Source organism: Pseudomonas sp. RHF3.3-3 (assembly GCF_048069595.1).
GTDB classification, from domain to species: Bacteria; Pseudomonadota; Gammaproteobacteria; order Pseudomonadales; family Pseudomonadaceae; genus Aquipseudomonas; species Aquipseudomonas fuscovaginae_B.
The window spans coordinates 1,914,465-1,935,296 of record NZ_CP182250.1; the positions used below are offsets into that span (position 1 = coordinate 1,914,465).

General features: G+C 62.3%; 23 protein-coding genes, 1 tRNA gene and 1 pseudogene. 11 read left to right on the top strand and 14 right to left on the bottom strand.

The window, feature by feature from the left end:
- The first annotated feature begins 5 nt into the window (after positions 1 to 5).
- The 9 genes and pseudogenes from tolR to ACMGT0_RS08765 all read left to right on the top strand — a co-directional run.
- Positions 6 to 458 carry a protein TolR gene (gene tolR / locus ACMGT0_RS08725; protein WP_010444249.1) on the top strand — a complete coding sequence of 151 codons (453 nt, stop codon included), beginning with the start codon at positions 6 to 8 and terminating at the stop codon, positions 456 to 458.
- Positions 458 to 1,516: a cell envelope integrity protein TolA gene (tolA, locus tag ACMGT0_RS08730; protein ID WP_054056496.1), complete on the top strand. Its 1,059-nt coding sequence runs from the start codon at positions 458 to 460 to the stop codon at positions 1,514 to 1,516. The genes tolR and tolA overlap by 1 nt, the downstream gene beginning before the upstream one ends.
- Positions 1,517 to 1,756: 240 nt before the next feature.
- Positions 1,757 to 3,007: a Tol-Pal system beta propeller repeat protein TolB gene (gene tolB / locus ACMGT0_RS08735; RefSeq protein ID WP_054056495.1), complete on the top strand. Its 1,251-nt coding sequence runs from the start codon at positions 1,757 to 1,759 to the stop codon at positions 3,005 to 3,007.
- Positions 3,008 to 3,059: 52 nt separating this feature from the next.
- Complete coding sequence (pal, locus tag ACMGT0_RS08740) at positions 3,060 to 3,557, top strand: peptidoglycan-associated lipoprotein Pal (protein WP_054056494.1); 498 nt, start codon at positions 3,060 to 3,062, stop codon at positions 3,555 to 3,557.
- A 6-nt stretch (positions 3,558 to 3,563) separates the two neighbouring features.
- Positions 3,564 to 4,388 (top strand): tol-pal system protein YbgF, encoded by an 825-nt coding sequence (ybgF, locus tag ACMGT0_RS08745; RefSeq protein ID WP_054064003.1) that lies wholly within the window; start codon positions 3,564 to 3,566, stop codon positions 4,386 to 4,388.
- A 164-nt stretch (positions 4,389 to 4,552) separates the two neighbouring features.
- Complete coding sequence (gene queE, locus ACMGT0_RS08750; protein ID WP_416772234.1) at positions 4,553 to 5,200, top strand: 7-carboxy-7-deazaguanine synthase QueE; 648 nt, start codon at positions 4,553 to 4,555, stop codon at positions 5,198 to 5,200.
- A gap of 1 nt (position 5,201) precedes the next feature.
- Entirely contained in the window at positions 5,202 to 5,891 is a 690-nt protein-coding gene (gene queC, locus ACMGT0_RS08755; RefSeq protein WP_054064004.1) for a 7-cyano-7-deazaguanine synthase QueC, read from the top strand.
- A gap of 63 nt (positions 5,892 to 5,954) precedes the next feature.
- Positions 5,955 to 6,030: transfer RNA gene (locus ACMGT0_RS08760), tRNA-Lys, on the top strand.
- Between the two features lie 71 nt (positions 6,031 to 6,101).
- A pseudogene (locus ACMGT0_RS08765) lies at positions 6,102 to 6,362 on the top strand (transposase); the annotation flags it as partial.
- A 385-nt stretch (positions 6,363 to 6,747) separates the two neighbouring features.
- On the opposite strand, the gene ACMGT0_RS08770 reads toward ACMGT0_RS08765, so the two are convergent.
- Positions 6,748 to 7,446: an RES family NAD+ phosphorylase gene (locus tag ACMGT0_RS08770; RefSeq protein WP_054056490.1), complete on the bottom strand. Its 699-nt coding sequence runs from the start codon at positions 7,444 to 7,446 to the stop codon at positions 6,748 to 6,750.
- Positions 7,440 to 7,841 (bottom strand): antitoxin Xre-like helix-turn-helix domain-containing protein, encoded by a 402-nt coding sequence (locus tag ACMGT0_RS08775; protein ID WP_054056489.1) that lies wholly within the window; start codon positions 7,839 to 7,841, stop codon positions 7,440 to 7,442. The genes ACMGT0_RS08770 and ACMGT0_RS08775 overlap by 7 nt, the downstream gene beginning before the upstream one ends.
- Before the next feature lie 399 nt (positions 7,842 to 8,240).
- On the opposite strand from ACMGT0_RS08775, the gene ACMGT0_RS08780 reads away from it, so the two are divergent.
- Positions 8,241 to 8,570 (top strand): hypothetical protein, encoded by a 330-nt coding sequence (locus tag ACMGT0_RS08780; RefSeq protein ID WP_192842643.1) that lies wholly within the window; start codon positions 8,241 to 8,243, stop codon positions 8,568 to 8,570.
- Positions 8,571 to 8,744: 174 nt separating this feature from the next.
- Here ACMGT0_RS08780 and gspD read toward each other — a convergent pair whose 3' ends face one another.
- Genes gspD through gspE form a run of 11 tightly spaced genes read right to left on the bottom strand, consistent with a single transcriptional unit; the run spans position 8,745 to position 18,721 of the window.
- Positions 8,745 to 11,003 carry a type II secretion system secretin GspD gene (gene gspD, locus ACMGT0_RS08785; protein ID WP_416772237.1) on the bottom strand — a complete coding sequence of 753 codons (2,259 nt, stop codon included), beginning with the start codon at positions 11,001 to 11,003 and terminating at the stop codon, positions 8,745 to 8,747.
- 23 nt (positions 11,004 to 11,026) lie between these two features.
- On the bottom strand, positions 11,027 to 11,527 hold the full coding sequence (locus tag ACMGT0_RS08790; RefSeq protein WP_273819286.1) for a general secretion pathway protein GspN: 501 nt from the start codon (positions 11,525 to 11,527) through the stop codon (positions 11,027 to 11,029).
- Positions 11,524 to 12,147, bottom strand: a complete 624-nt coding sequence (gene gspM, locus ACMGT0_RS08795) for a type II secretion system protein GspM (protein WP_416772239.1) — start codon at positions 12,145 to 12,147, stop codon at positions 11,524 to 11,526. Before gspM ends, ACMGT0_RS08790 begins: the two co-directional genes overlap by 4 nt.
- On the bottom strand, positions 12,122 to 13,210 hold the full coding sequence (locus tag ACMGT0_RS08800; protein ID WP_416772241.1) for a PilN domain-containing protein: 1,089 nt from the start codon (positions 13,208 to 13,210) through the stop codon (positions 12,122 to 12,124). Before ACMGT0_RS08800 ends, gspM begins: the two co-directional genes overlap by 26 nt.
- Positions 13,207 to 13,932, bottom strand: a complete 726-nt coding sequence (locus tag ACMGT0_RS08805; protein WP_054064013.1) for a general secretion pathway protein GspK — start codon at positions 13,930 to 13,932, stop codon at positions 13,207 to 13,209. Before ACMGT0_RS08805 ends, ACMGT0_RS08800 begins: the two co-directional genes overlap by 4 nt.
- Positions 13,929 to 14,546 (bottom strand): prepilin-type N-terminal cleavage/methylation domain-containing protein, encoded by a 618-nt coding sequence (locus ACMGT0_RS08810; protein ID WP_416772243.1) that lies wholly within the window; start codon positions 14,544 to 14,546, stop codon positions 13,929 to 13,931. The genes ACMGT0_RS08805 and ACMGT0_RS08810 overlap by 4 nt, the downstream gene beginning before the upstream one ends.
- A complete protein-coding gene (locus tag ACMGT0_RS08815) occupies positions 14,543 to 14,914 on the bottom strand; it encodes a type IV pilus modification PilV family protein (protein WP_416772245.1) in 372 nt (123 codons plus the stop codon). Before ACMGT0_RS08815 ends, ACMGT0_RS08810 begins: the two co-directional genes overlap by 4 nt.
- Entirely contained in the window at positions 14,911 to 15,366 is a 456-nt protein-coding gene (locus ACMGT0_RS08820; RefSeq protein ID WP_273819291.1) for a GspH/FimT family pseudopilin, read from the bottom strand. The genes ACMGT0_RS08815 and ACMGT0_RS08820 overlap by 4 nt, the downstream gene beginning before the upstream one ends.
- A 2-nt stretch (positions 15,367 to 15,368) precedes the next feature.
- Positions 15,369 to 15,788 carry a type II secretion system major pseudopilin GspG gene (gene gspG, locus ACMGT0_RS08825; protein ID WP_416772247.1) on the bottom strand — a complete coding sequence of 140 codons (420 nt, stop codon included), beginning with the start codon at positions 15,786 to 15,788 and terminating at the stop codon, positions 15,369 to 15,371.
- 12 nt (positions 15,789 to 15,800) lie between these two features.
- Positions 15,801 to 17,015, bottom strand: a complete 1,215-nt coding sequence (locus ACMGT0_RS08830; protein ID WP_416772249.1) for a type II secretion system F family protein — start codon at positions 17,013 to 17,015, stop codon at positions 15,801 to 15,803.
- A gap of 2 nt (positions 17,016 to 17,017) precedes the next feature.
- Positions 17,018 to 18,721, bottom strand: a complete 1,704-nt coding sequence (gspE, locus tag ACMGT0_RS08835) for a type II secretion system ATPase GspE (RefSeq protein WP_416772251.1) — start codon at positions 18,719 to 18,721, stop codon at positions 17,018 to 17,020.
- 269 nt (positions 18,722 to 18,990) lie between these two features.
- Between gspE and ACMGT0_RS08840 the strand changes: the two genes are divergently transcribed.
- On the top strand, positions 18,991 to 19,533 hold the full coding sequence (locus tag ACMGT0_RS08840; RefSeq protein WP_416772253.1) for a hypothetical protein: 543 nt from the start codon (positions 18,991 to 18,993) through the stop codon (positions 19,531 to 19,533).
- A 68-nt stretch (positions 19,534 to 19,601) separates the two neighbouring features.
- Here the strand turns inward: ACMGT0_RS08840 and coaA are convergent, their stop codons facing one another.
- Positions 19,602 to 20,528, bottom strand: a complete 927-nt coding sequence (gene coaA / locus ACMGT0_RS08845) for a type I pantothenate kinase (RefSeq protein WP_054060223.1) — start codon at positions 20,526 to 20,528, stop codon at positions 19,602 to 19,604.
- Positions 20,529 to 20,832 lie beyond the last annotated feature (304 nt).

Here is a 20,832-nt window from a genome sequence, read left to right on the forward strand (position 1 = left end):
TCCCCATGGCCCGAGTTCGCCACAAACGCAAGCCGGTCGCCGAGATGAACGTGGTGCCATACATCGACGTGATGTTGGTATTGCTGGTTATCTTCATGGTGACCGCACCCATGCTCAACCAGGGTGTGAAGGTCGATCTGCCCAAGGTTTCCAGCGAAGCCTTGCCGCAGGACAACAACACCCAGGTCCTGACCATTTCGATCAAGGCTGACAAGACCTACTACTGGAACCTTGGCAGCGAAGTCGACACCGACAAGCAGCAGGACAAGGCGATGACCTTGCCGCAGATGACCGATGCGGTCACCAAGATCATTCGTGCCGGCAACGAAGCCGGCAAGCACACCCAGGTCTTCATTCGTGGCGACAAGAGTGTCGACTATGGCGCCGTGATGGGTGCGATGGGGGGTCTGCAGAAAGCGGGTGTCGGTAACGTCGGTCTGATTACCGAGGCGCCCTGATGCACCAACAGAGAGAGCCGTCCGCCTCGGAAAGCTACTTCTGGCCCAGCGTCTGGGCGATTGGCCTGCACGTCCTGATCTTTGGCCTGCTGTTCGTCAGCTTCGCCATGACTCCGGAACTGCCCCCGGCCAAACCGCTCGTCCAGGCGACCCTGTACCAACTGAAGTCGAAAAGCCAGGCAACCACCCAGACCAATCAGAAGATTGCGGGTGAGGCGAAGAAATCTGCCGCGCGCCAGACCGAAGTCGAGCAGTTGGAGCAGAAGAAGGTCGAGCAGGAAGAGATAAAGGCGGCGGAACAAAAGAAAGAAGAGGCGGCTCAAAAGGCCGAAGAAGCCAGGAAAGCGGCAGAGGCTCAAAAGGCGGATGAAGCCAAGAAAGCCGATGACGCGAAGAAGGCTGCCGAAGCCAAGAAGGCCGAAGAGAAAAAACAGGCTGACATAGCCAAGAAAAAGGCCGAGGAAGAGGCCAAGCAAGCCGCTGAAGAAGAGGCCAAGAAAAAGGCCGCTGAAGAAGCGAAGAAAAAGATAGTCGAGGACGCGAAGAAGAAAGCCGCGGAAGACGCCAAGAAGAAAGCTGAAGCTGAAGAGGCGAAGAAGAAGATCGCCGAAGACGCGAAGAAGAAAGCAGCAGCCGATGCGGCCAAGAAGAAGCAGGACGCCGCACGCAAGGCCGCCGAAGAGAAGAAGGCGCAGGCACTGGCCGACTTGCTTTCCGACACGCCGCAGCGTCAGCAGGCCCTGGCGGATGAGCAGGGTGATGAGACCGCGGGCAGTTTCGACGATCTGATTCGTATCCGGGCGGCGGAAGGCTGGACGCGTCCACCTTCGGCACGCAAGGGCATGGCGGTGACGCTGCAGATCGGCATGTTGCCTGACGGCACCGTGACGACGGTTTCGGTGGTCAAGGGCAGCGGTGATGGTCCGTTCGACGCCTCTGCGGTGGCAGCGGTCAAGAACATTGGTCGTCTGACGGAGATGCAGGGATTGAAACCGGCCGACTTTGCTCCTTATCGTTCGTTCAAGATGACCTTCACGCCTGACGATCTGGCACCGTAAGGCGTCTCTTTCGAATGCTATCGCCCCTGGGTTGTCTTAAGGCCGCAGGGGCGATGGTCGGTTCGACGTATCGGCGGCAGCGGTGGTCAAGAGTATTGGTTGCCTGATGGAAATGCAGGGAATGAAATCGAGCGATCCGGTTCCTTTTCGTTCCTTCAAGATGACATTTACACCTGAGGATCTAGCCTTGTGAGAAACCTTCTTCGAGGAATGCTTGTCCTGATCTGCTGTCTGGCAGGGATGGCAGTGGCAGATGAAAAGAACATTCTGGTCACCAGCGGCACCGATCGGGCGACCCCGATCGCCGTCGTGCCGTTCGGCTTCCAGGGCGGCAGCGTGCTGCCGGACGACATGGCCCAGATCATCGGCGACGACCTGCGTAACTCCGGTTACTACTCGCCGATCCCGCGGCAGAACATGATCAGCCTGCCGACCCAGGCCGGCGAAATCATCTACCGTGACTGGAAGGCCCTGGGCGCCCAGTACATCATGGTCGGCAGCATTGTGCCGGCCGGTGGTCGCCTGCAGGTGCAGTACGCCCTGTTCAACGTCGCCACCGAGCAGCAAGTGCTGACCGGCAGCGTCTCGGGTAGCGTCGACCAGTTGCGCGACATGGCGCACTACATCTCCGACCAGTCGTTCGAAAAGCTCACCGGCATCAAGGGGGCGTTCTCCACCCGCATGCTGTACGTGACGGCCGAACGCTTCTCGGTGAACAACACGCGCTACACCCTGCAGCGTTCCGACTATGACGGTGCCCGTGCAGTGACCCTGCTGCAGTCGCGCGAGCCGATCCTGTCGCCGCGTTTCGCACCGGATGGCAAGCGCATCGCCTATGTCTCGTTCGAGCAGAAGCGTCCGCGCATCTTCATCCAGCACATCGATACCGGTCGCCGTGAGCAGCTGACCAACTTCGAAGGCCTGAACGGCGCCCCGGCCTGGTCGCCGGACGGTACCCGCCTGGCGTTCGTGCTGTCCAAGGACGGCAACCCGGACATCTACGTGATGAACCTGGCTTCGCGCCAGATCAGTCGCGTGACCAGCGGCCAGGGCATCAACACCGAACCGTTCTGGGGCAAGGATGGCTCGACCATCTACTTCACCTCCGACCGTGGCGGCAAGCCGCAGATCTACAAGACCAACATCAATGGTGGTGGTGCCGAGCGGGTAACTTTCATCGGCAACTACAACGCCAACCCGAAACTTTCGGCTGACGAAAAAACGCTGGTGATGATTCATCGCCAGGATGGTTTCACCAACTTCCGGGTGGCAGCTCAGGATTTGCAGCGCGGTAGCGTAAAAATCCTTACAGACACCAACCTTGATGAGTCAGCTACTGTTGCGCCAAACGGCACCATGGTAATCTACGCCACCGCCCAGCAGGGCCGGGGAGTCTTGATGCTCGTGTCCATCAACGGACGCGTAAGGCTCCCGCTTCCTACCGCTCAAGGCGAAGTCAGAGAACCTTCCTGGTCCCCTTACCTGAACTGACGCGGCGCTATACGTTTTACTTAACACACTGGGGTTCATTAGGAGTTTCACGATGGAAATGCTGAAGTTTGGTAAATTTGCTGCGCTGGCCCTGGCCATGGCTGTAGCTGTAGGTTGCTCGTCCAAAGGCGGCGACAACGCTGGTCAAGGCGCTGTTGATCCTAACGCTGGCTACGGTGCAAACACCGGTGCCGTCGACGGCTCCCTGAGCGAAGAAGCCGCTCTGCGCGCAATCACCACCTTCTACTTCGAATACGACAGCTCGGACCTGAAGCCAGAAGCCATGCGCGCTCTGGACGTTCACGCCAAGGACCTGAAAGCCAACGGCAACCGCGTTACCCTGGAAGGCAACACCGACGAACGTGGTACTCGTGAGTACAACATGGCACTGGGCGAGCGTCGTGCGAAAGCCGTTCAGCGCTACCTGGTTCTGCAAGGTGTTTCCCCAGCTCAACTGGAGCTGGTTTCCTACGGTAAAGAGCGTCCAGTCGCTACCGGCCACGACGAGCAGTCCTGGGCTCAAAACCGTCGCGTCGAACTGCGTAAGTAATTCGTCATGCGAACGTGCCGTCGTGCTGTAACTGTATTGGCTCTCAGCCTCCTGCCGCTTGCGGCATGGGCTGCGGTTCCTGTGGTCGATGACAACTCCGGCTATAACAATAGCGGTGGAAGTTATCCGCCAGCGGGTTACGGTACGAACGGCGCCTATGCCGGGTCAGGGGCTGCGGCTCCTGTCTCGGCACAGGGCGAACTGTTCAACCAGTTGCAACGCATGCAGGACCAGATTGCGCAACAACAGGGCGTGATCGAGGTTTTGCAAAATGATATCGCGCGCATGAAGCAGGAAAACCTGGAGCGATACCAGGATCTTGATCGTCGCATAGGCAGTGGCGTCGCTCCGGCGGCTGCAACGCCTGACAATTCTTCCAGCGGTGGCAACACGAATGCCGCCGCCGGTGCTGCACCTGCTGCCCAGGCCCCAGCGGCCAGCAGCGAACCTGGTGATCCGGCGAAGGAAAAGCTCTACTACGATGCGGCCTTCGACCTGATCAAGGCCAAGGACTTCGACAAGGCCAGCCAGGCGTTCGGCGCGTTCCTGCGCAAATACCCGAACAGCCAGTACGCCGGCAATGCCCAGTACTGGTTGGGTGAAGTGAACCTGGCCAAGGGTGACCTGCAAGGTGCCGGCCAGGCCTTTGCCAAGGTCAGCCAGTTGTATCCCAAGCATGCCAAGGTGCCTGACTCGCTGTACAAGCTGGCTGACGTAGAGCGTCGCCTGGGTCACACCGACAAGGTCAAGGGCATTCTGCAGCAGGTCGTTTCCCAGTATCCGGGGACCTCGGCAGCCCAATTGGCCCAGCGGGACCTGCAGCGCATGTAAGGCGTTGTCGACCCGAATCAAGAAACCCGCGCCTGCCGCGGGTTTTTTCGTTAGAATTGTTGCCCTTTTTATGAAACACGCCGTTCTGGATTATGCGATTGCAGGTTCATTGCGGTGCCTGACGGAGGCGGACAGCCTGTTTAGCTGTTACGCCCGTGGCGGATATGCAAGACACATTGAGAATCACCGAAGTTTTTTACTCGTTACAGGGTGAAACGAGGACTGCTGGGCTGCCCACGGTATTCGTGCGCCTGACGGGTTGCCCCCTGCGCTGCCAGTATTGCGACAGTGCCTACGCCTTCAGTGGCGGCAGCATCATGTCGCTCGACAGCATCCTCGACCAGGTCGCCAGCTACCGGCCGCGCTACGTCTGCGTGACGGGCGGCGAGCCGCTGGCCCAGCCCAACGCCATTCCCCTGCTCAAGCGGCTTTGCGATGCCGGCTACGAGGTATCCCTGGAAACCAGCGGTTCGATGGACATTTCGCCGGTGGATACCCGTGTCAGCCGGGTGGTCGACCTGAAGACCCCGGGCTCGAAGGAAGTCCATCGCAATCGTTATGAGAACATCGAGCTGCTGACCCGCAACGACCAGGTCAAGTTCGTGATCTGTTCCCGTGAGGACTACGACTGGTCGGTGTCCAAGCTGATCCAGTACGGTCTGGAGAAGCGGGCGGGGGAAGTGCTGTTTTCGCCGAGCCACCACGACCTGTCGGCACGCGACCTGGCGGACTGGATCGTTGCGGACAACCTGCCGGTGCGCTTGCAGATGCAGTTGCACAAATATCTTTGGAACGACGAGCCGGGGCGCTGACATGACCACTCAAGCAAGTACTGAAAAGAAAGCGGTAATCCTGCTGTCCGGCGGCCTCGACTCGGCGACCGTGGTGGCCATGGCACGGGCCCAGGGCTACAGCTGCTACACCATGAGCTTCGACTACGGCCAGCGTCACCGTGCCGAACTGCAAGCCGCCGAGCGGGTGGCCCGTGACCTGGGGGCGATCGAGCACAAGGTCATCGGCCTGAACCTCAACGGCATTGGCGGCTCGGCGCTGACCGACAGTTCCATCGACGTGCCCGAAACGCCGGGCGAGGGCATTCCGGTGACCTACGTGCCGGCACGCAACACGGTGTTCCTGTCCCTGGCGCTGGGCTGGGCCGAGGTGCTGGGTGCGCGGGACATCTTCATCGGGGTGAACGCGGTGGACTACTCCGGCTACCCGGATTGCCGTCCCGAGTTCGTCGAGGCCTTCGAAACCCTGGCCAACCTGGCGACCAAGGCCGGCGTCGAGGGCGACGGCTTCCGGATCCAGGCACCGCTTCAGAACCTCAGCAAGGCCGATATCGTGCGTGAAGGTGTGCGCCTAGGGGTCGACTATTCGCTGACCGTGTCCTGCTATCAAGCGGATGCCAACGGCTTTGCCTGTGGGAAATGTGACAGCTGCCGTCTGCGCGCGGAAGGCTTCGCCGCGGCCGGAATCGACGACCCCACGAAATATTTTTAATTTTTTTCGCGTAGGGTGTTGAATTCCCGTTATAAATCAGTATTATACGCGCCACCACACAGCGGGTCGTTAGCTCAGTTGGTAGAGCAGTTGGCTTTTAACCAATTGGTCGTAGGTTCGAATCCTACACGACCCACCATATTCAGCAGTACTCGAAGAATCCGGAAGGCCCACGAAAGTGAGGATTTCCGGATTTTTTTTTCGTCTGCAGAAGGGGCGCGCACCATGGTGGCGGCGCTCTGCGTACGGCGTTCGCCCGGGACAGCCGCTCCGAATGCCACCAGCAGTGGTGCCTGGTCGCCGATCAGTTGCGCGAAAAATACCCCAAGATCGCAACGTTGATGAACGGCTGCGAGAGTGAAGGGCTGGCGCACATGGCCTTCAAGGCCCACTGGCAGCAGCTTCACAGCACCAACCCCGATGGGGCGGTTGAACGCCGAGATCAAACGTCGCCCTGAGGTGGTGGGCATCCTTGTCGTCAGAATGCTTTAAACCCTCGTAGCGTTTCATTGCAACCGGATTGGCCAGTCGGACGTCGTAGCCAGCGGCCATGAGGCCATCCACCCGCCAATACCAGTTGTAGGTTGACGCGTATACTGCACGACCAGCTCGGTGCGATGGGGCTCAAGCAGATCGAGGATATTCGTTAACTCGTTGGGACAGAGTCGACTGACCTGGGTTCGATCCATTTCGTGGGTAACCCCACAACGCTATTGTTCGAATGCAGGTCTATGCCACAGAATTTCATCATGGCCTCCTCGTAGCAAAAAGTAATATTCGCACCTTGAATCTTGTGCTACCTCTGTGAGGTGGGGAGTCCGGCTAGATGATTCTCAGATTTATTTTCTACTCGACATCACGCACTTGACACGAGCTTATTCACGCTGGTGATTTGCTTGTTCCAAATCATTTCGTAATGGCTCGATTGGATGATCGAGGCAACGTGTCGAGGGGTGGTCAGCGCCCAGCAGATATTGCCCGGCGAACGAACGGAGCGATAGCGCAGGCCTGGGGCCTTGGCCTTCTTCACATCACGGCCGAGCGCTCTGGAAGCGCTGTAATCGTCTGGTGCGTAAATCGGGTGCGTCATGGGTAGCACAGTAGCGTCCAGCACACCCACCTCATCGAATTGGCAAGTCAGACCACGAAAGACGAAGCGCTCGTAGTTCAGTCCTTGCACTTTACTCCAGTACGCCTCTTGGTGATGGCGAACCTCGGCGATGGCAGTATCCATGGTGTCAGCCAGGTACAGCATGCCGAACGATCCATCGCCGAAGCGGGAACCATCAGGGTTCACGTGGGTAAATGGCGCGGTGGCGTAGGAGCAGCCGGTGATGCCAAAAGGGATTTCGCTGAGCGGAATCAGGTTGATGGTGCCCACTTCGTTTTGCAGGCGGGGATTGGTCAAGGCCTGAACTTGGTAAAGAATATCGAACTCGTCAGCGTTGGCCACGTCATCGAACAGAGCGATAGGAGGAAACTTGGAGTTCACCAGCCGATACGACTTGATGGCGCCCTCACTGCGCAGCACGTTCAGATCAGCGGCGTTTACCATTGGGCGCCTCGCAAGGCGTCAATTCGACGGAAAGTTTCGTACAGGTTGATGAACGAGCCGGTGGCCATGATTTCCAGCGGGGTTCTGCCTTCGAAAAAATCGTTGTCGTTGGTCATCCGTGGAAAGCCATACACGTTTTCCGGGTTGTCGAAGACCGTCCTAAGCGCACCATGAACGTTCAGGATGAGGCTGATACGGGCGAGCTGGTCATCATCCAGGCTCACGGTGCGACCTTGTTCCTTGACGCGCGAGTAGGTGCTGCGCGATATGCGAAGGGTGTTCTCGATCTCCTTGGGGGTTGCTTTCCAGCGTTCCATGATGGTGACTGCGGTGCGCAGCGCAACTGCGCCGGCATCCTTTGTGGACGGTGTCCGTGCAGGGGGGGCTTGGCTCATGTCTGGCACTCCGATTGCTTGGTCTTTGGATTGAAATATACGAATATTTAGTCTTCAGATCAATTTTGCGCTTGTCCGGCCACAGGGATATTTCAGGTTTCCAGACCTGGATCGCAGGCCTTGCAGCGACAGGCGAAAGACTATTGAGCGGACCAGGCACAAGGCGAGAGGGCTTTCCAGGAGTGTTCAGGCGAGGAAAAGGGAATTGTCCGGTGCTTGGGTTTGGCGCCTCGCAAACAGACACTCGATTTTGGCTCTAAAAATCTCATCCGCTCGCGTTCACGCTGGTGGAGGTTTGGGATTCGCGTGAAATGCATGGCATCCACGTCGACCAGTTGGTCTCGAGCGGTCGATGGAACGTTATGCCGCGCTACGCGATGCTGTCCCTGGTGAGTAGCCATGGCAATGACACTCGAAGTCTTACCGGCAGCGCTTTACTCGATGCGCAACGTAAAGCCTGTTCTTGCTGACGATGGCTCGTCCATCCTCCATAAAACACTTGAAACGAATCTGGAAAACAAGGCGATCTATATCGCCACGCCGTTGATCGTCTACATCAAGCAGGGCAAGCAGATTATTCGCGACTATGACAGCGTGGCCAATGTCGTCGACGAGAATCATCTGATCTTCCTCTCCAAAGGCGTTTATACGGTGTCGGACTACGTGACTGGCAGCGATATCTTCGAGGCGGTGCTGCTGTTTTTCGACGACAAGCTGATCGCAAAGTAGGGATATGAAAATACCTCCCACTTCATCAAGCCCTGCAAGCAACGGTACGGCGTCACGCCGAAGAAAGCCAAGACCGTCGCCACAGAACTGTAGCGCGGCAAGTCCGGCCCTCCATTCCCAGCCCGCGTGTCGAGCCGTCCCAACTGATCCGACGATTCATGGGCGCTGGCGAACCTACCTGACCTTGGCCTGAATGGGCTTCATCAACTGCATCTGCTGGCGATACTCGTCGGTGATCTGCCTGGCCTCGCTGTTGCCGGTGATCACCCGGGGCGTGATCAGCACGATCAGTTCCGAGCGACCACGCTGGCGACGGGTATTGCCGAACAACCAGCGCAGGCCGGGAACCCGACCCAGGTACGGCACGCTGTTGTCGCTGCCATTTTCGTTCTGCTTGATCAGGCCGCCGAGCAGGATGGTCTGCCCGCTTTGTACCGCCACCTGGGTCGACACCGCCCGGGTGGAGATGGTCGGGTTGCCGTTGGCATCGACGGTGCTGCTGGCGTTGCTGACCTGTTGCTGGATATCCAGGTACACCAGGCCGCCGGGGTTGATCCGGGGCACCACGTCGAGGATCACGCCGGTCTGGATGTATTGCACCGAGCTGGTGCTGATGGTGGTGGTGTTGGTGTTGATGGTGGTCTGGTTGATCGGGATGTTGTCGCCAACCTGAATCTGCGCCTGCTGGTTGTTCATCACCACCAGCGACGGGGCCGACAGCACGCGGGTGTTGCCCTCGGTCTCCAGGGCGTGCAGGGCCACTTGCAGGTTGTTGCTGACGAACGAGTAGAACAGCGCGTCGGTGCTGCCCAGGGCCGCGCCGCCCTGGCCCAGCGCGCCTTGGCTGCCGGAGGCGTTTTCGATGCCCTTGGTGGTGGCGTTGCCGGCCAGGCGCCCCAGGTACCATTGCACCCCGAGGTTCAGCGAGCCGGTCAGGCTGACTTCCAGAATCCGCGTTTCGATCTGTACCTGCAGCGGTGTGTTGTCGAGCCGTTGAATGGCCGACTGGATCTCGGCCCATTGGCTCGGCCGGCTGCGCACCAGCAATTGGTTGCTGCTTTTTTGCGCGGAAATGCGTACCGAGTTCGTCGGGTTGCTGGCGTCGGGCCTCGCCCTTGAGGTATTCGCGGCAGTGGGTGGCCCCAGTTGCAAGTCGTCCGCTGCCCGGTCCGGCGAGACAGGGGTGTCGGCGTCGTTTCTCACTGGCGGCGGCAGGCTCTGGCTGCCACCGGTGTTGCCGGGCAACCCGAGGCCGTTGCCGGCCGCTGCGCCCGGCCCGTTGCCGAAACCGTTACTGGTCAGCGTCACGGTGCGCAACCCCGGCGCGACCTGCGCCGCGGCATCCTCGGTGACCGGCTCGTCGCTATAGATCTGGCGCAGGTAACGGGCCAGGTCGGTCGCCTTCATGTTGCGCACGTCGTAGACATACATCTGCGGCTCATCGCCGCCGCCCTGGTCGATGGTGTCGATCCAGCGGCGCACATCGTTGAGGTATTCCGGTTGTGACGAGATGGCGACAATCGCATTGGTGCGTTCGATGGGCAGCAGGCGCAGCATGCCCGCCAGCGGTGTACCGCTCTGGGCGCCGAACAGGCGATCGAGTTCAGGCATCAGTTGCGTGACATTGGCCCGCTTGAGATTGAAGACGCCGATGGACATGCCCTTGAGCCAGTTGACGTCGAAGGTGTCGATGGTCTGCTGGTAGTTGTTCAGTTCCTCCGGGGTGCCGGCCATCACCAGCGCATTGCGCGAGGTATCGACGACCAAAAAGGCACTCTCGCGGGCAAACGGCTTGAGCAGTTTCTGCATATCGAGCGCTGCGATGTAGTTCAGCACGAAAAAACGCGCGCTCAGGCCGTTGCCTGGGGGGGCAATGGATTGGCTGGGCGTGAGCTGGCCCGCGACCGCCTGGTTGGCCGGCAGAACCAGATAACGCTCGCCCTGGCGGACGATCGCGTTGTTGGTCCAGGACAGCAGCGTTTCGAGAATGGAAAAGGCCTGGGCCTTGTCCACCGGTTTCGAGGTCGAGAAGGTCACGTCCCCCGTCACCCCCTGGCCAATACCATAGTTCTGCTTGAGCACATCACCGAGGATGACGTTGACCACCGCCTGGATCGGTACGTTGGCGAAGTTGAGCATCGTTCCGGCATCGTCTGCCGGGGACGGGCGCGGCCTTGCGGTCGCGCGGTCATGGCTGGCCACACCCGTGCTGCTGCGGATGATCGACGGGCCTGAAACCGGCGGTGCCGGGTAGGGCGCCAGGGGGACCGCGGCAGGTACCGTCGCGGGTTCCTGGCGCGGTCGATCCGTGCCCGTGCCCGCCAGTCCCTGGCGCAGCAACAGGTCATCTTGAACTTCATCGGTCACGGGCGAGGTGCAGCCCGCGAGCAGGATGACGCTGATCAGGCAGGGCCGGGCGATTCGTTCGATCACATCGATTCATCCTTGTAGAGCGCCTAATGCGCGGCGGTGGCCGGCAATTTCAAAACGGGGATGCTCAGTTCCTGCTCGCTGGACCTGAAGCTCAGCGAGACTTTTTCAGCGGTTATCCGTTCGACCCGCCAGCCGTTGGGCAGGACATCGCCCTGCGCGGCGCTCAGGCTCTTGCCGTCGGAGGTCTTGAACAGCGCCTTGCGCAAGCTCGTGGAAACGGCGATGCCGTTCAGCGACAGGCCGGCGAGCGCTTGCGTATCGTGGTCGCCAGTGGCTGCCGGGTCCGACGGATCGGCCTGGCGGTCGCGATTGAACAGCGGTCGCTGCCATATCCCGGCATAGGACGACAGCGCAGGTGCCGCTTCGGGCTTCACGGTGGCCGCCGGCACCACCGGCGGCGGGGCCTCCGGCTCTGGGCCCCACTCGATACCCGTGCCAAGCCCCTCGAACAAGGCCAGGCACAGGGTCGCCATCGACACCACGAAAGCGCCCAGGCAAAGCGTGAGTCGGTCGGGGATTTTCATGTGGACGGCGCCCCTTTCCGGGTGGGGAGGGTTTTATCCGGCGGGTTGCCCAGGTAGGCGCTGATTTGCAGTTGTACCGCCAGGCGCTGGGCGGTCCCGGTCGCCGCAAGCGGGTTCCTGCGTATGTCGAGGGTTTCGACGAACAGCGCCACCTGCTGGTTCTCCAGGCCGTGGAGCAGCGTCACCAGCGGGGCAATGGCACAGTCCAGGCTGACGCTGACCTTGACCTGGCGATAGGGCGCGTTGTCTGCGACGGCCATCGGGATACGGTTGTTCATCGTGCAACCACCGTTGTCCGGCGGCAGCGCCTGGACCTTGGCCACCACCCACTGCATGAGCTGCGCGGTGGCGGTACCAGCGTCGGCATCCGGCAGCAGGCTGTCGTTGCCCGCCGGCGTGTTCCGGGCCTGGGCCAGTTGCGCCTGCAGCCGTGGGCGATGGGCTTCAAGCGCCTGGTAGCGCTGGTGCTGGATGCGCAATGCCGCCATGTTCGCCTCGATCGATTGCAGGGGGGCGGTGAACCACCAGTGGATACCGATGAAATAGACGGCGCTCAGGCACAGTACGGCCAGTATCAGGGCCGCCGCCCGCTGGTCACGGTGTGTCAGGCGTAGCGGCATGTCGTGCCTCCCGGGAACGCAGTCGGGCGGTGAGATTGAGGCGGTCCAGGCCGGTGTTCGCATCGGCCTGGATCACGCCCTGGAATTGCAGGTCCTGCAGGTGCGCGCAGTGCTTCATCCTGCCGATCAGCTCGCTGGCCCGGCTGCTTTGCGCGCTGAGGGTCAGGCGATCCTGGGCATCGATGGTCAACTGTTCCAGCCAGGTGTCGGCGGGTATGCAGTCGGTCAGTTCCTGCAGCAGGGCCGTCCTGGGCAGCGACTGGGCTTTTTGGGTCTGCACGTAGCGCCCGGTGTCGAGCAGTTCATCGAGCCGTTGGCGCAATACTTCAAGCTGTCGGGTATCGTTGCGCAGCGCGTCGACCTCGGCGCCCATGGTATCCAGTGCCGATTGGCGACCATGCACCCACAGCAACATGGCGAGCAGCACCAGCCCGGCGCCGAGCAGGGCGAGCCCCAATTGCAGCCGGCGGACCGGGTGGCGCGCCTGCGGACGGCGGTGCAGTACCAGCAGGTTGACGTTCAGGCGCGAACCGTCGCGATCCAGAGCGTCGATGGCATCGATGCGCCAGCCGTGTCGTGCGGCTTCATCGAGGATCGTGTCGATCCGCTCGCGCAGGGCGGCCACCAGGGTCAGGTCGAACACCGCTCGAGTCCGCTCCGGCGGGTTATCGCAGACGGCATCGAAATAGACCTGGGCAGCCTTGAACGGCGTGTACTTGTCCATTTCGAAGGCCAGGGCCGCATGCACCTGCAGGGCGGCGGCATGGGGCAGTTGCACGTGGGCGAGCAGGACCTGCGTGTTGGGCATCAGCAGGACCTGGCGCTGGCCCGCCAGCGACTCATCGGCCGTGCGGGGGCTAGGCAAACCCTGTTCGGGCCAGCGCAGCAACTGTTCCCGGTTCGCCGCGGCCAGGCGCTCGCGCCAGCGCCGGGGCAGGCACCCCAGCAGTTCCCGTCGCCACCAGCGCAGGAACCGTGGCAGAGGCGAAGCGTGCCAGCGCTGCGAGAACTGACGTGTGGCCTGCCGCAGTGGGCCGAGCCAGCGGTTTTCGGGTGTCTTCATTCCTGCCACCGCAACACGCGATAGAGCTGCAGGCCGCCTGCCTGGGGATTGAGCAGGAAGGTCACGCTCAGGGTTGCCGAAACCGCTGAGGGCAACGTGGCCTTTATCCGGGCGCTGTAGAGGGGGCCGGCAGGGCTTTCGAGTACGGGGGGCGGTAGCTTGAGCGCGGCTCGCAGCGGCGCGGTGGCAAGGTCCGGATCGGGCCGCGCCTGGCCGGTCCAGAGCGTCAGGTTCGGGGCCAGGCGGGCGTAGAGCGGACGATCCATCGCCGCGAACAACTGAAGCGCCTCGACGCTCCTTGGCGGGTTGCTGGCGCTGCGCCGTTCCGCCAGCTCCCGACTCAACCGGCGAGCCTGCCCGGGGCTGGCCCCCAGGTACCGCACGACTTGCTCGAAGTCTTCGGCGCTGACCTGGTTCAGATCGATCTTGCCGCGTTCGCTGTGCAGTTCGAGGCTCAGTTGGGCGTCTTCGATCGTCAGGTGATAGCGGCGGCCATCGGCGATCATGGTGGGCGTTTTGCCTGAGAGATCCTGCACCACCCGGGCCAGCCCCGACTCGGCCGCGAGCAGGGCACGGGTGCGCTGCAGGGCGTAGGCGCTCTGGCGGTTTTCCAGGCGCACCGAACCCACCACCACGGCCATCATCAGGCTCAGCAGCGCCAGGGCCCAGAGCGCCAGGACCAGTGCGGCCCCGCGGGTGTCGTGCAGGCTCGGGGTCTTCATGGCGAGGCCTGGGTGTCGCTGAGGCGCAGGGCGATCTCCAATGGCGGCCAACTGATCGGGCCATCGGGTTGCAGTTCGATACGCAGCGCCAGCGGCAGGCGCTCCGGCCACGGCCAGCGCGGCAGCCAGTCGGTGGGGTGCAAGGCATTGTCCAGGCCGCGGTAGCTCAACTGCCAGTGCTCCAGATCGTGCAGCAGGACCTGCGGTTCTGCCCAGGGATGCAGGCCACGGTCGTCGAACTGGAAGAAGGCCACTTGCAGGTTCTTCGATCCGTTACGGTCTTGGATCAGCGAGAACACCTGCAGGGGCAGGCCACCTGCCAGCCGTGTCGGCAGTGGGGCGACCAGGCTCAACTGTTCGTGCTCACCCTCGAACACTGTGCCGTTGTTCGTGTCATCCCGGCGAAACGCGGTGGGGTAGGCCTGTTGCGCTGAGCTTCTGAGAAAGTCCTGGGCCGAGCGGATCTCGTCCAGGCGGCTGGAATAACGTTCGCCCAGCTCCTGGGTACGGCTGCTGGCGGTCAGCGTCGAGGCGATCAGCAGCATCAGCAGCCCGAGCAGGCCGAGGGCGATCAGCACTTCCAGCAAGGTGAAGCCGTGCTGGCGTGCTGTCATGGTCGGGCTCCCGCGACCTGGCCCTGGGCACGCAACGTGACGAAGCGCTCCTGGCGGCCATCCTGTTCCAGCACCAGTTCCAGCCGATAGAGGTCGACCGGCGCAGCGCCGGGTTGGACAGTAGCGGTGAGTTGCCATTGCACCTGCGCCAGGCTGCCGTGCCACTGCCCCGGCTTGAGCGGGTCGCGACGCTGCTCGTCGAACAGACTCCTGGCCAGCAGGGCCATGCGGGTGCTCTGCTCGTCGTGCAGCAAGGCCTGGCTCGTCGTGCCCATGGCGTTGAGGTAAACGGTAAAACCGATGCTCAGCAGGAGCACGGCGGCGAGCATCTCCAGCAGGGTGAAACCGTTCTCGGTCGCGCCGTTCATGGCCGCGCCCCGTCCTGCCAGCTGACCTTGCCGGTCAGCCAGGCGACATCCACCCGCCAACTGTTCGCACCGCGTTGCAGGTAAATGTTGCCGCCACTGGAGCCGCCATCCGGGTAGAACTCGATCGCCCCCTCCCGGGACGATGACAGGTCGGCGGCGGTGGTCAGGCGCAGGTGCATGTCTTCGGGCAGGCGCTGTTCGGCCTGGTTGTCGACTCGATAACTGTTGCGCAGCAGATCCACGTGCAAGGTGGCCGGTTGCCCGCTCAGCACGGCGTGGTTGCGGGCACTGCGCAGGGCCAGGCCCAGTTCGCGTCGGGCCTGGCGTTCGCGGGCGTTGTCCAGGCCGCCGGCAACGCCATGGGCCAGCAGGCTGACACCGGTCGCGATGATCAGCAGCACCACCAGCATTTCCAGCAGGGTGAACCCCCGTGCGACACCGAGGCCGGTCATGGCTATTCCCAGTTGCCCAGGTCGGCGTTGTAGCCATCGCCGCCGGGTTGTCCGTCCTTGCCGAGGAAGACCAGGTCGAAGGCACCATGGGCACCGGGGACGCGATAGCCGAAGCCATGACCGTAGGGGTCCAGCAGGTCGCTGGGTTTGGCATAGGGCCCGTTCCAGTGGTGGACATTGGCCGGCGCATTCGTCAAGTCGAGCAGTTCCCTGGGCGGCGCGCCGACGTCCAGGGCGTAGCCTTCGATCTTCATCGACAGGCTGGCCAGTTGTGCCTTGCCCGCGCCGTACTTGCCCTTGTCGATATTGGCCCCGACCTGGCGCACGACGATGGTGGCGATCACCCCGAGCAGCACGATCACGGCGAGCATTTCCAGCAGGGTGAAACCGGGGTGACGGTACAGCGAATGCTTGCGACGCATGGTGGATTCCCTTCAGAGGTTATTGGTCAGGCTCATCAGCGGCAGCATGATCGCCAGCATGATCACGCCCACCAGCGCCGCCATCAGCAGCGTCATGCCGGGGACCAGGGCGGCGAGCAGGCGATCGATATGGCGTTTGGCCTCGGCGTCGAAAATGCTCGCGACCTTGAGCAGCATCCGTTCCAGTTGCCCCGACTCCTCACCGACCTGAATCATCTGGATCGCCAGTTCCGGGAAGGTCGCGGTGGCGTGCAGGGCGGTCGACAACGGGCTGCCGTCCTTGACCTTGACGATGGTCTGCTCGACCGCATCGCGCAGTACCTGGTTGCGGCAGACCTGGCGGGCGATGTCGAACGCGCCGACGAGGGCGACTCCCTGGCCCAGCAGCGTGCCCAGCGTATGGGCCAGCCGCGCGGTTTCCAGGCGTAACAGCAGGGGGCCGATGACCCGTGCGCGGAGCATCAGGCGGTGGTATTGCAGGCGACCCCGGGTCGTTCGCAGGTGCTGGCCCAGCCAGGCGAGCAGCAGGAGCATGGCCCCGAGCAGATGCAGGAAGTAGTGGCCCAGAAACTGGCCGAGGGCGAGGATCACTTCGGTGATCAGCGGGACGGGTACGCCCAGGCCGCTGAAGATCGGCACGAACTGCGGCACCACATAGGCCAGCAGCAGGACCAGCGAACCCAGCACGCCAACCAGCAGGAAGGCCGGATAGATCAGTGCGTTGATCACCTCGCCACGGACTTTCCGGGTCCGTTCCAGGTAGGCGGCCAGGTGTCCCAGCGTATCGCCCAGGGCACCGCCGGCTTCTCCGGCGCGCACCAGGCTGAGGTACAACGGCGAGAAGGATGGGCCCTCGGCGGCCATGACCGCCGACAACGGCTGGCCGCCCTTGACCCCCTCATGGAGGCGTTCGAGCAGGCGCCGCGCCTGGGGTTTGCCCGGCTGGCGAACCAGGGTCGTGAGCGCTCGCTCCAGCGGCTGGCCGGCATCGAGCAGCGTGGCCAGTTGCAGGGTGAACCGCTCCAGGTCCTGGCCGGCCAGGGGGGCAGGATGGAACCACGACCCGCTGACGGCGCTGCCGGCCAGCGCCGGTTCGAGTTGCAGGATCAGCAGGCCACGTTCCTGCAACTGGCTGGCGGCTTCGTCGTCGTCCGCTGCATCGAGTGCCCCGTCGAGGGGGTTGCCGTTCGGGTCGAGGGCGCGATAGCGATAGCGATAGTGTTCCATGGTTATTCGCCCTGGGTGACGCGCAGGACTTCTTCCAGGCTGGTGATACCCGCCAGGGCCTGGCGCAAGCCGTCCTCGTACAGGGTTCGCAGCCCGCCGGCGCGGGCCGCCTGTTCCAGGGTCGCGGCATCGGCGTGGCGCATGAGCAGCGAGCGCAGGCTGTCGTTCATCACCAGCAGTTCACTGAGGGCGCTGCGCCCGCGATAACCACTGCCGGGGGCATCCGCGCGGGGGCGGTAGAGGCGGATCGGACGTTCGTCGGTAAAGCGCTGCAGTTGATGCTCGGCCACCAGCTCCGCTGGCGCCTCGAAGCTTTCCCGCCACTCGGGGTCCAGCCTGCGCACCAGGCGCTGGGCGAGAATGCCGTTGACTGTCGAGGCGATCAGGTAGCTTTCGACGCCCATGTCGAGCAGGCGGGTGATGCTGGCGGCGGCGCTGTTGGTGTGCAGGGTGGACAGCACCAGGTGGCCGGTCAGCGAGGACTGGATGGCGATCCGGCAGGTTTCCAGGTCGCGCATTTCGCCGATCATGATCACGTCCGGATCCTGGCGCACGATGGAACGCAGTACTTTGGCGAAATCCAGGCCGATACCCGGCTTGACCTGGATCTGATTGATCCCCTCCAACTGATATTCGACCGGGTCCTCGACGGTGATGATCTTGCGTTTGGCGGTATTGAGCCGCGACAGGGCGGTGTACAGGGTGGTGGTCTTGCCCGAGCCGGTAGGGCCGGTGACCAGCAGGATGCCGTGGGGCCGTTCGAGCACGCCCAGCAGGGCGTCCAGGCGCGCGCCATCGAAGCCCAGGCTCGGGAAATCGAACGTCACGGTCTGGCGATCGAGCAGGCGCATCACCACCGACTCGCCGAAACTGGTGGGCACGGTGGAGACCCGCAGGTCCAGCTCCTTGCCCTGCATGCGCAGCATGATGCGGCCGTCCTGCGGCAGGCGGCGTTCGGCGATATCCAGCCGAGCCATGATCTTGATACGCGAGATCACCGCGGCCGATGAGCCGACGGGGGGCGCCTCGGCCAGTTGGAGCACGCCATCGACGCGGTAACGGATATTGAGCTGGTTCTCGAACGGCTCGATATGGATGTCCGAGGCCCGTTGTTCGACGGCCCGTTGCAGCAGCAGGTTGACCAGGCGGATCACCGGGGCTTCGGAGGCGAGATCCTTGAGGTGTTCGATATCGGTTTTCTGGTTGCCGGTATCTTCCTCCAGATTCTCGATCAGGGTGCCCATCGCGCTGCGGCCTCGTCCGTAGTAGCGCTCGATCAGTTGCTCGATATCGCCGCGTTGGCCGATGGACAGGCGCACCGGGCATTGGCAGGCATAGGCCAGGGCATGCAGGGCATCGGGCTGGTTCGGGTTGGCGATCAACACATGCAGCTCGCTGCCCGGGCAGGACAGCGGGACCAGGCAATGCTCCTTGAGAAAGCGCGGTGCCAGCTCCGGTGGCGTCTCCAACTGCGCGGGGGCGTCCGCCAGCGTCAGCACGGGCGTCTCCAGCAGGGTCGACCAGGCCTGGGCCAGGTCCTGCTCGGACACCAGGCCCAGGCGTGCGAGCAGTTCGGTCGAGTCGTGCCGTGCGTTGCCGTCCTGCAACTGCTGGGTCCGCTCGATATCGATGCGTTTCAGGCGACCTTCGCTGACCAGCCAGTCGATGGCCAGTCTGTCCGGATTCGGGGACATCAGGGCGTTCATGCTGCGCTCTCCAGGCTCCATGCCTCGGGTACAGCATGAATCCGATGGCCTCGGGCGCCTACTGTCAGAAATGACAGTTCCGCTGACCGTTGGTCGGTTTGTCGGGGGGCTCTGGGATGCCGCCAAGGCCCCATGACCATTGGTCCGAACTGTCAGAAATGACAGTAGGCGGCCTTTCAGGTGCAGGGATAGCTTGGCGTGGATGGAGGAGTTTTGGTTTCCATTCCTTCGACCATTCGGTCGATGGTCAGATTCGCAGGAGCGATATCATGTCCACTTCTATTGCTAGAAAAGTGTTGGGCCCGGTTTTTCTGCTGTTGGGCCTCTTGTCCGCATTACCGGCTTCGGCCAACGTGATCGTGTCATGCACGGGGACGCTGGATGGTGCCCTCGACCCAGGCCTCACTTCGGTTGCCGCGCCTCAGGTCGGAGAGGTGCAAGCCAGCATCGTTTCCTCGGCGACTTGCACCCTGGTGGGGACCACCGTTCAGCCTGCCAGATTGGAACTGAGTGCGACCGTGAGCTCCGGCTCATGTACCGGTTTTACGTTGAATCCGGGGAGCACCAACATGACGATCACCTGGGATGACAACTCGACGAGCGCGGCGACCTTTGCCCCTTCCAACCCGTTGACCTTTTTGTTGCCGGGGCCTCTTGCGGGCAGTTTCCTGATCACTAGCGGACATGCTGCTGGCCATACGATGGTCATCACGGGGGTACCGTCCATAAGCGCTGCACTGGCGGCCTGCCTACTTCCCGGCGCGGCACCGGTCCGGCACCTGGGCTTCCCGATTTCCTTCGTTGTGATCTGAGGCCATCGAAAACGGGGGAGCAGGGCTCCCCCCGTTTCAAGCGCTTGAAGTGCCTGCGCCCGGCCCGCTCAGCGCAACCAGATCTCGCTGACCGAATGATCGCGGGACTTGCGCACCACCAGGTCGGCGCGCTCGCGGGTCGGCAGGATGTTTTCCAGCAGGTTGACCCGGTTGATGTCGTGCCAGATCTGCCGGGCGGCCTCCGGAGCCTCCTCGGGCGGCAGGTCGGCCAGTTTGCGGAAGTAGGCGCCACGTGCACGGAACGCGGTCTTCTGCAGCAGCAGGAAGCGGTCGACGTACCACTGCTCGATATCCTGCTCGTCGGCATCCAGGTAGATCGAGAAGTCGAAGAAGTCGGAGACGATGGTGCTCGGCCGCGCGCCGTCGTTGCCATGGGTCTGCAGCACGTTCAGCCCCTCGAAGATCAGGATGTCCGGCCGATTCACCACCTGGTACTGGTCCGGAACGATATCGTAGCTGACGTGGGAATAGATCGGCGCCCGCACCTCGTCTTCGCCGGCCTTGATGTTGGCGAGGAATTTGACCATCTGCCGGCGGTCGTAGCTTTCCGGGAAGCCCTTGCGGTGCATGATGCCGTCGGCGACCAGCTTGCTGTTGGGGTAGAGGAAGCCGTCGGTGGTGACCAGGGCCACGTTCGGGTGGTCCGGCCAGCGCGCCATCAAGGCCTGCAGGACGCGGGCGAAGGTGCTCTTGCCCACCGCGACGCTGCCGGCGATCGCCAGGATGTAGGGGCCGCGCGGGCTGGCGCGGCCGAGAAAGGTGTCCTTGATGCCGGCCAGGTTGCGGGCCGCGCCGACGTGCAGGCTGATCAGGCGCGACAGCGGCAGGTAGACGTTGGCAACGTCCTCGAGGGAAATGTCCTCGTTGACTCCGCGCAGGGCCGCCAGGTCGTCTTCCGACAGCGTCAGCGGGGTGTTGGCGCGCAGTCCGGCCCACTCCGTGCGGCTCATTACCAGATAGTCATCAGCGGTCATTGGTTATTGTTCCACGTCCTGTTCAATCGGCTGATTATCCAACGAGTTGCCCCTGTCTGTCCGAAGGTCAGAATAATCTTTTGAATCCATTGGATATTCTGTAGCCTTGCGGCGCTGAAAAGCACTCCATGCCTGATGGATTCACCTTCCCGGTCGCTGCTTCACCTAGGCTGTGTACGAAATTGTTTGAAACGCAGGTTAGGCAAGGCAAAAACCGGCGAGGAAGCGGAGTTTACTGGAGTAAATGAGCATTCCGAGCTGGTTTTTAACGCCGCATAACCAAGTTTCAAGCGATTTCGTACAT

Excerpts from the sequence above, each read along its gene's own strand:
- tolR (WP_010444249.1), top strand. The coding sequence starts at position 6 with ATGGCCCGAGTTCGCCACAAACGCAAGCCGGTCGCCGAGATGAACGTG.
- tolA (WP_054056496.1), top strand. The coding sequence starts at position 458 with ATGCACCAACAGAGAGAGCCGTCCGCCTCGGAAAGCTACTTCTGGCCC.
- tolB (WP_054056495.1), top strand. The coding sequence starts at position 1,757 with ATGGCAGTGGCAGATGAAAAGAACATTCTGGTCACCAGCGGCACCGAT.
- pal (WP_054056494.1), top strand. The coding sequence starts at position 3,060 with ATGGAAATGCTGAAGTTTGGTAAATTTGCTGCGCTGGCCCTGGCCATG.
- ybgF (WP_054064003.1), top strand. The coding sequence starts at position 3,564 with ATGCGAACGTGCCGTCGTGCTGTAACTGTATTGGCTCTCAGCCTCCTG.
- queE (WP_416772234.1), top strand. The coding sequence starts at position 4,553 with ATGCAAGACACATTGAGAATCACCGAAGTTTTTTACTCGTTACAGGGT.
- queC (WP_054064004.1), top strand. The coding sequence starts at position 5,202 with ATGACCACTCAAGCAAGTACTGAAAAGAAAGCGGTAATCCTGCTGTCC.
- ACMGT0_RS08770 (WP_054056490.1), bottom strand. The coding sequence starts at position 7,446 with ATGGTAAACGCCGCTGATCTGAACGTGCTGCGCAGTGAGGGCGCCATC.
- ACMGT0_RS08775 (WP_054056489.1), bottom strand. The coding sequence starts at position 7,841 with ATGAGCCAAGCCCCCCCTGCACGGACACCGTCCACAAAGGATGCCGGC.
- ACMGT0_RS08780 (WP_192842643.1), top strand. The coding sequence starts at position 8,241 with ATGGCAATGACACTCGAAGTCTTACCGGCAGCGCTTTACTCGATGCGC.
- ACMGT0_RS08790 (WP_273819286.1), bottom strand. The coding sequence starts at position 11,527 with ATGAAAATCCCCGACCGACTCACGCTTTGCCTGGGCGCTTTCGTGGTG.
- gspM (WP_416772239.1), bottom strand. The coding sequence starts at position 12,147 with ATGCCGCTACGCCTGACACACCGTGACCAGCGGGCGGCGGCCCTGATA.
- ACMGT0_RS08800 (WP_416772241.1), bottom strand. The coding sequence starts at position 13,210 with ATGAAGACACCCGAAAACCGCTGGCTCGGCCCACTGCGGCAGGCCACA.
- ACMGT0_RS08805 (WP_054064013.1), bottom strand. The coding sequence starts at position 13,932 with ATGAAGACCCCGAGCCTGCACGACACCCGCGGGGCCGCACTGGTCCTG.
- ACMGT0_RS08810 (WP_416772243.1), bottom strand. The coding sequence starts at position 14,546 with ATGACAGCACGCCAGCACGGCTTCACCTTGCTGGAAGTGCTGATCGCC.
- ACMGT0_RS08815 (WP_416772245.1), bottom strand. The coding sequence starts at position 14,914 with ATGAACGGCGCGACCGAGAACGGTTTCACCCTGCTGGAGATGCTCGCC.
- ACMGT0_RS08820 (WP_273819291.1), bottom strand. The coding sequence starts at position 15,366 with ATGACCGGCCTCGGTGTCGCACGGGGGTTCACCCTGCTGGAAATGCTG.
- gspG (WP_416772247.1), bottom strand. The coding sequence starts at position 15,788 with ATGCGTCGCAAGCATTCGCTGTACCGTCACCCCGGTTTCACCCTGCTG.
- ACMGT0_RS08830 (WP_416772249.1), bottom strand. The coding sequence starts at position 17,015 with ATGGAACACTATCGCTATCGCTATCGCGCCCTCGACCCGAACGGCAAC.
- gspE (WP_416772251.1), bottom strand. The coding sequence starts at position 18,721 with ATGAACGCCCTGATGTCCCCGAATCCGGACAGACTGGCCATCGACTGG.
- ACMGT0_RS08840 (WP_416772253.1), top strand. The coding sequence starts at position 18,991 with ATGTCCACTTCTATTGCTAGAAAAGTGTTGGGCCCGGTTTTTCTGCTG.
- coaA (WP_054060223.1), bottom strand. The coding sequence starts at position 20,528 with ATGACCGCTGATGACTATCTGGTAATGAGCCGCACGGAGTGGGCCGGA.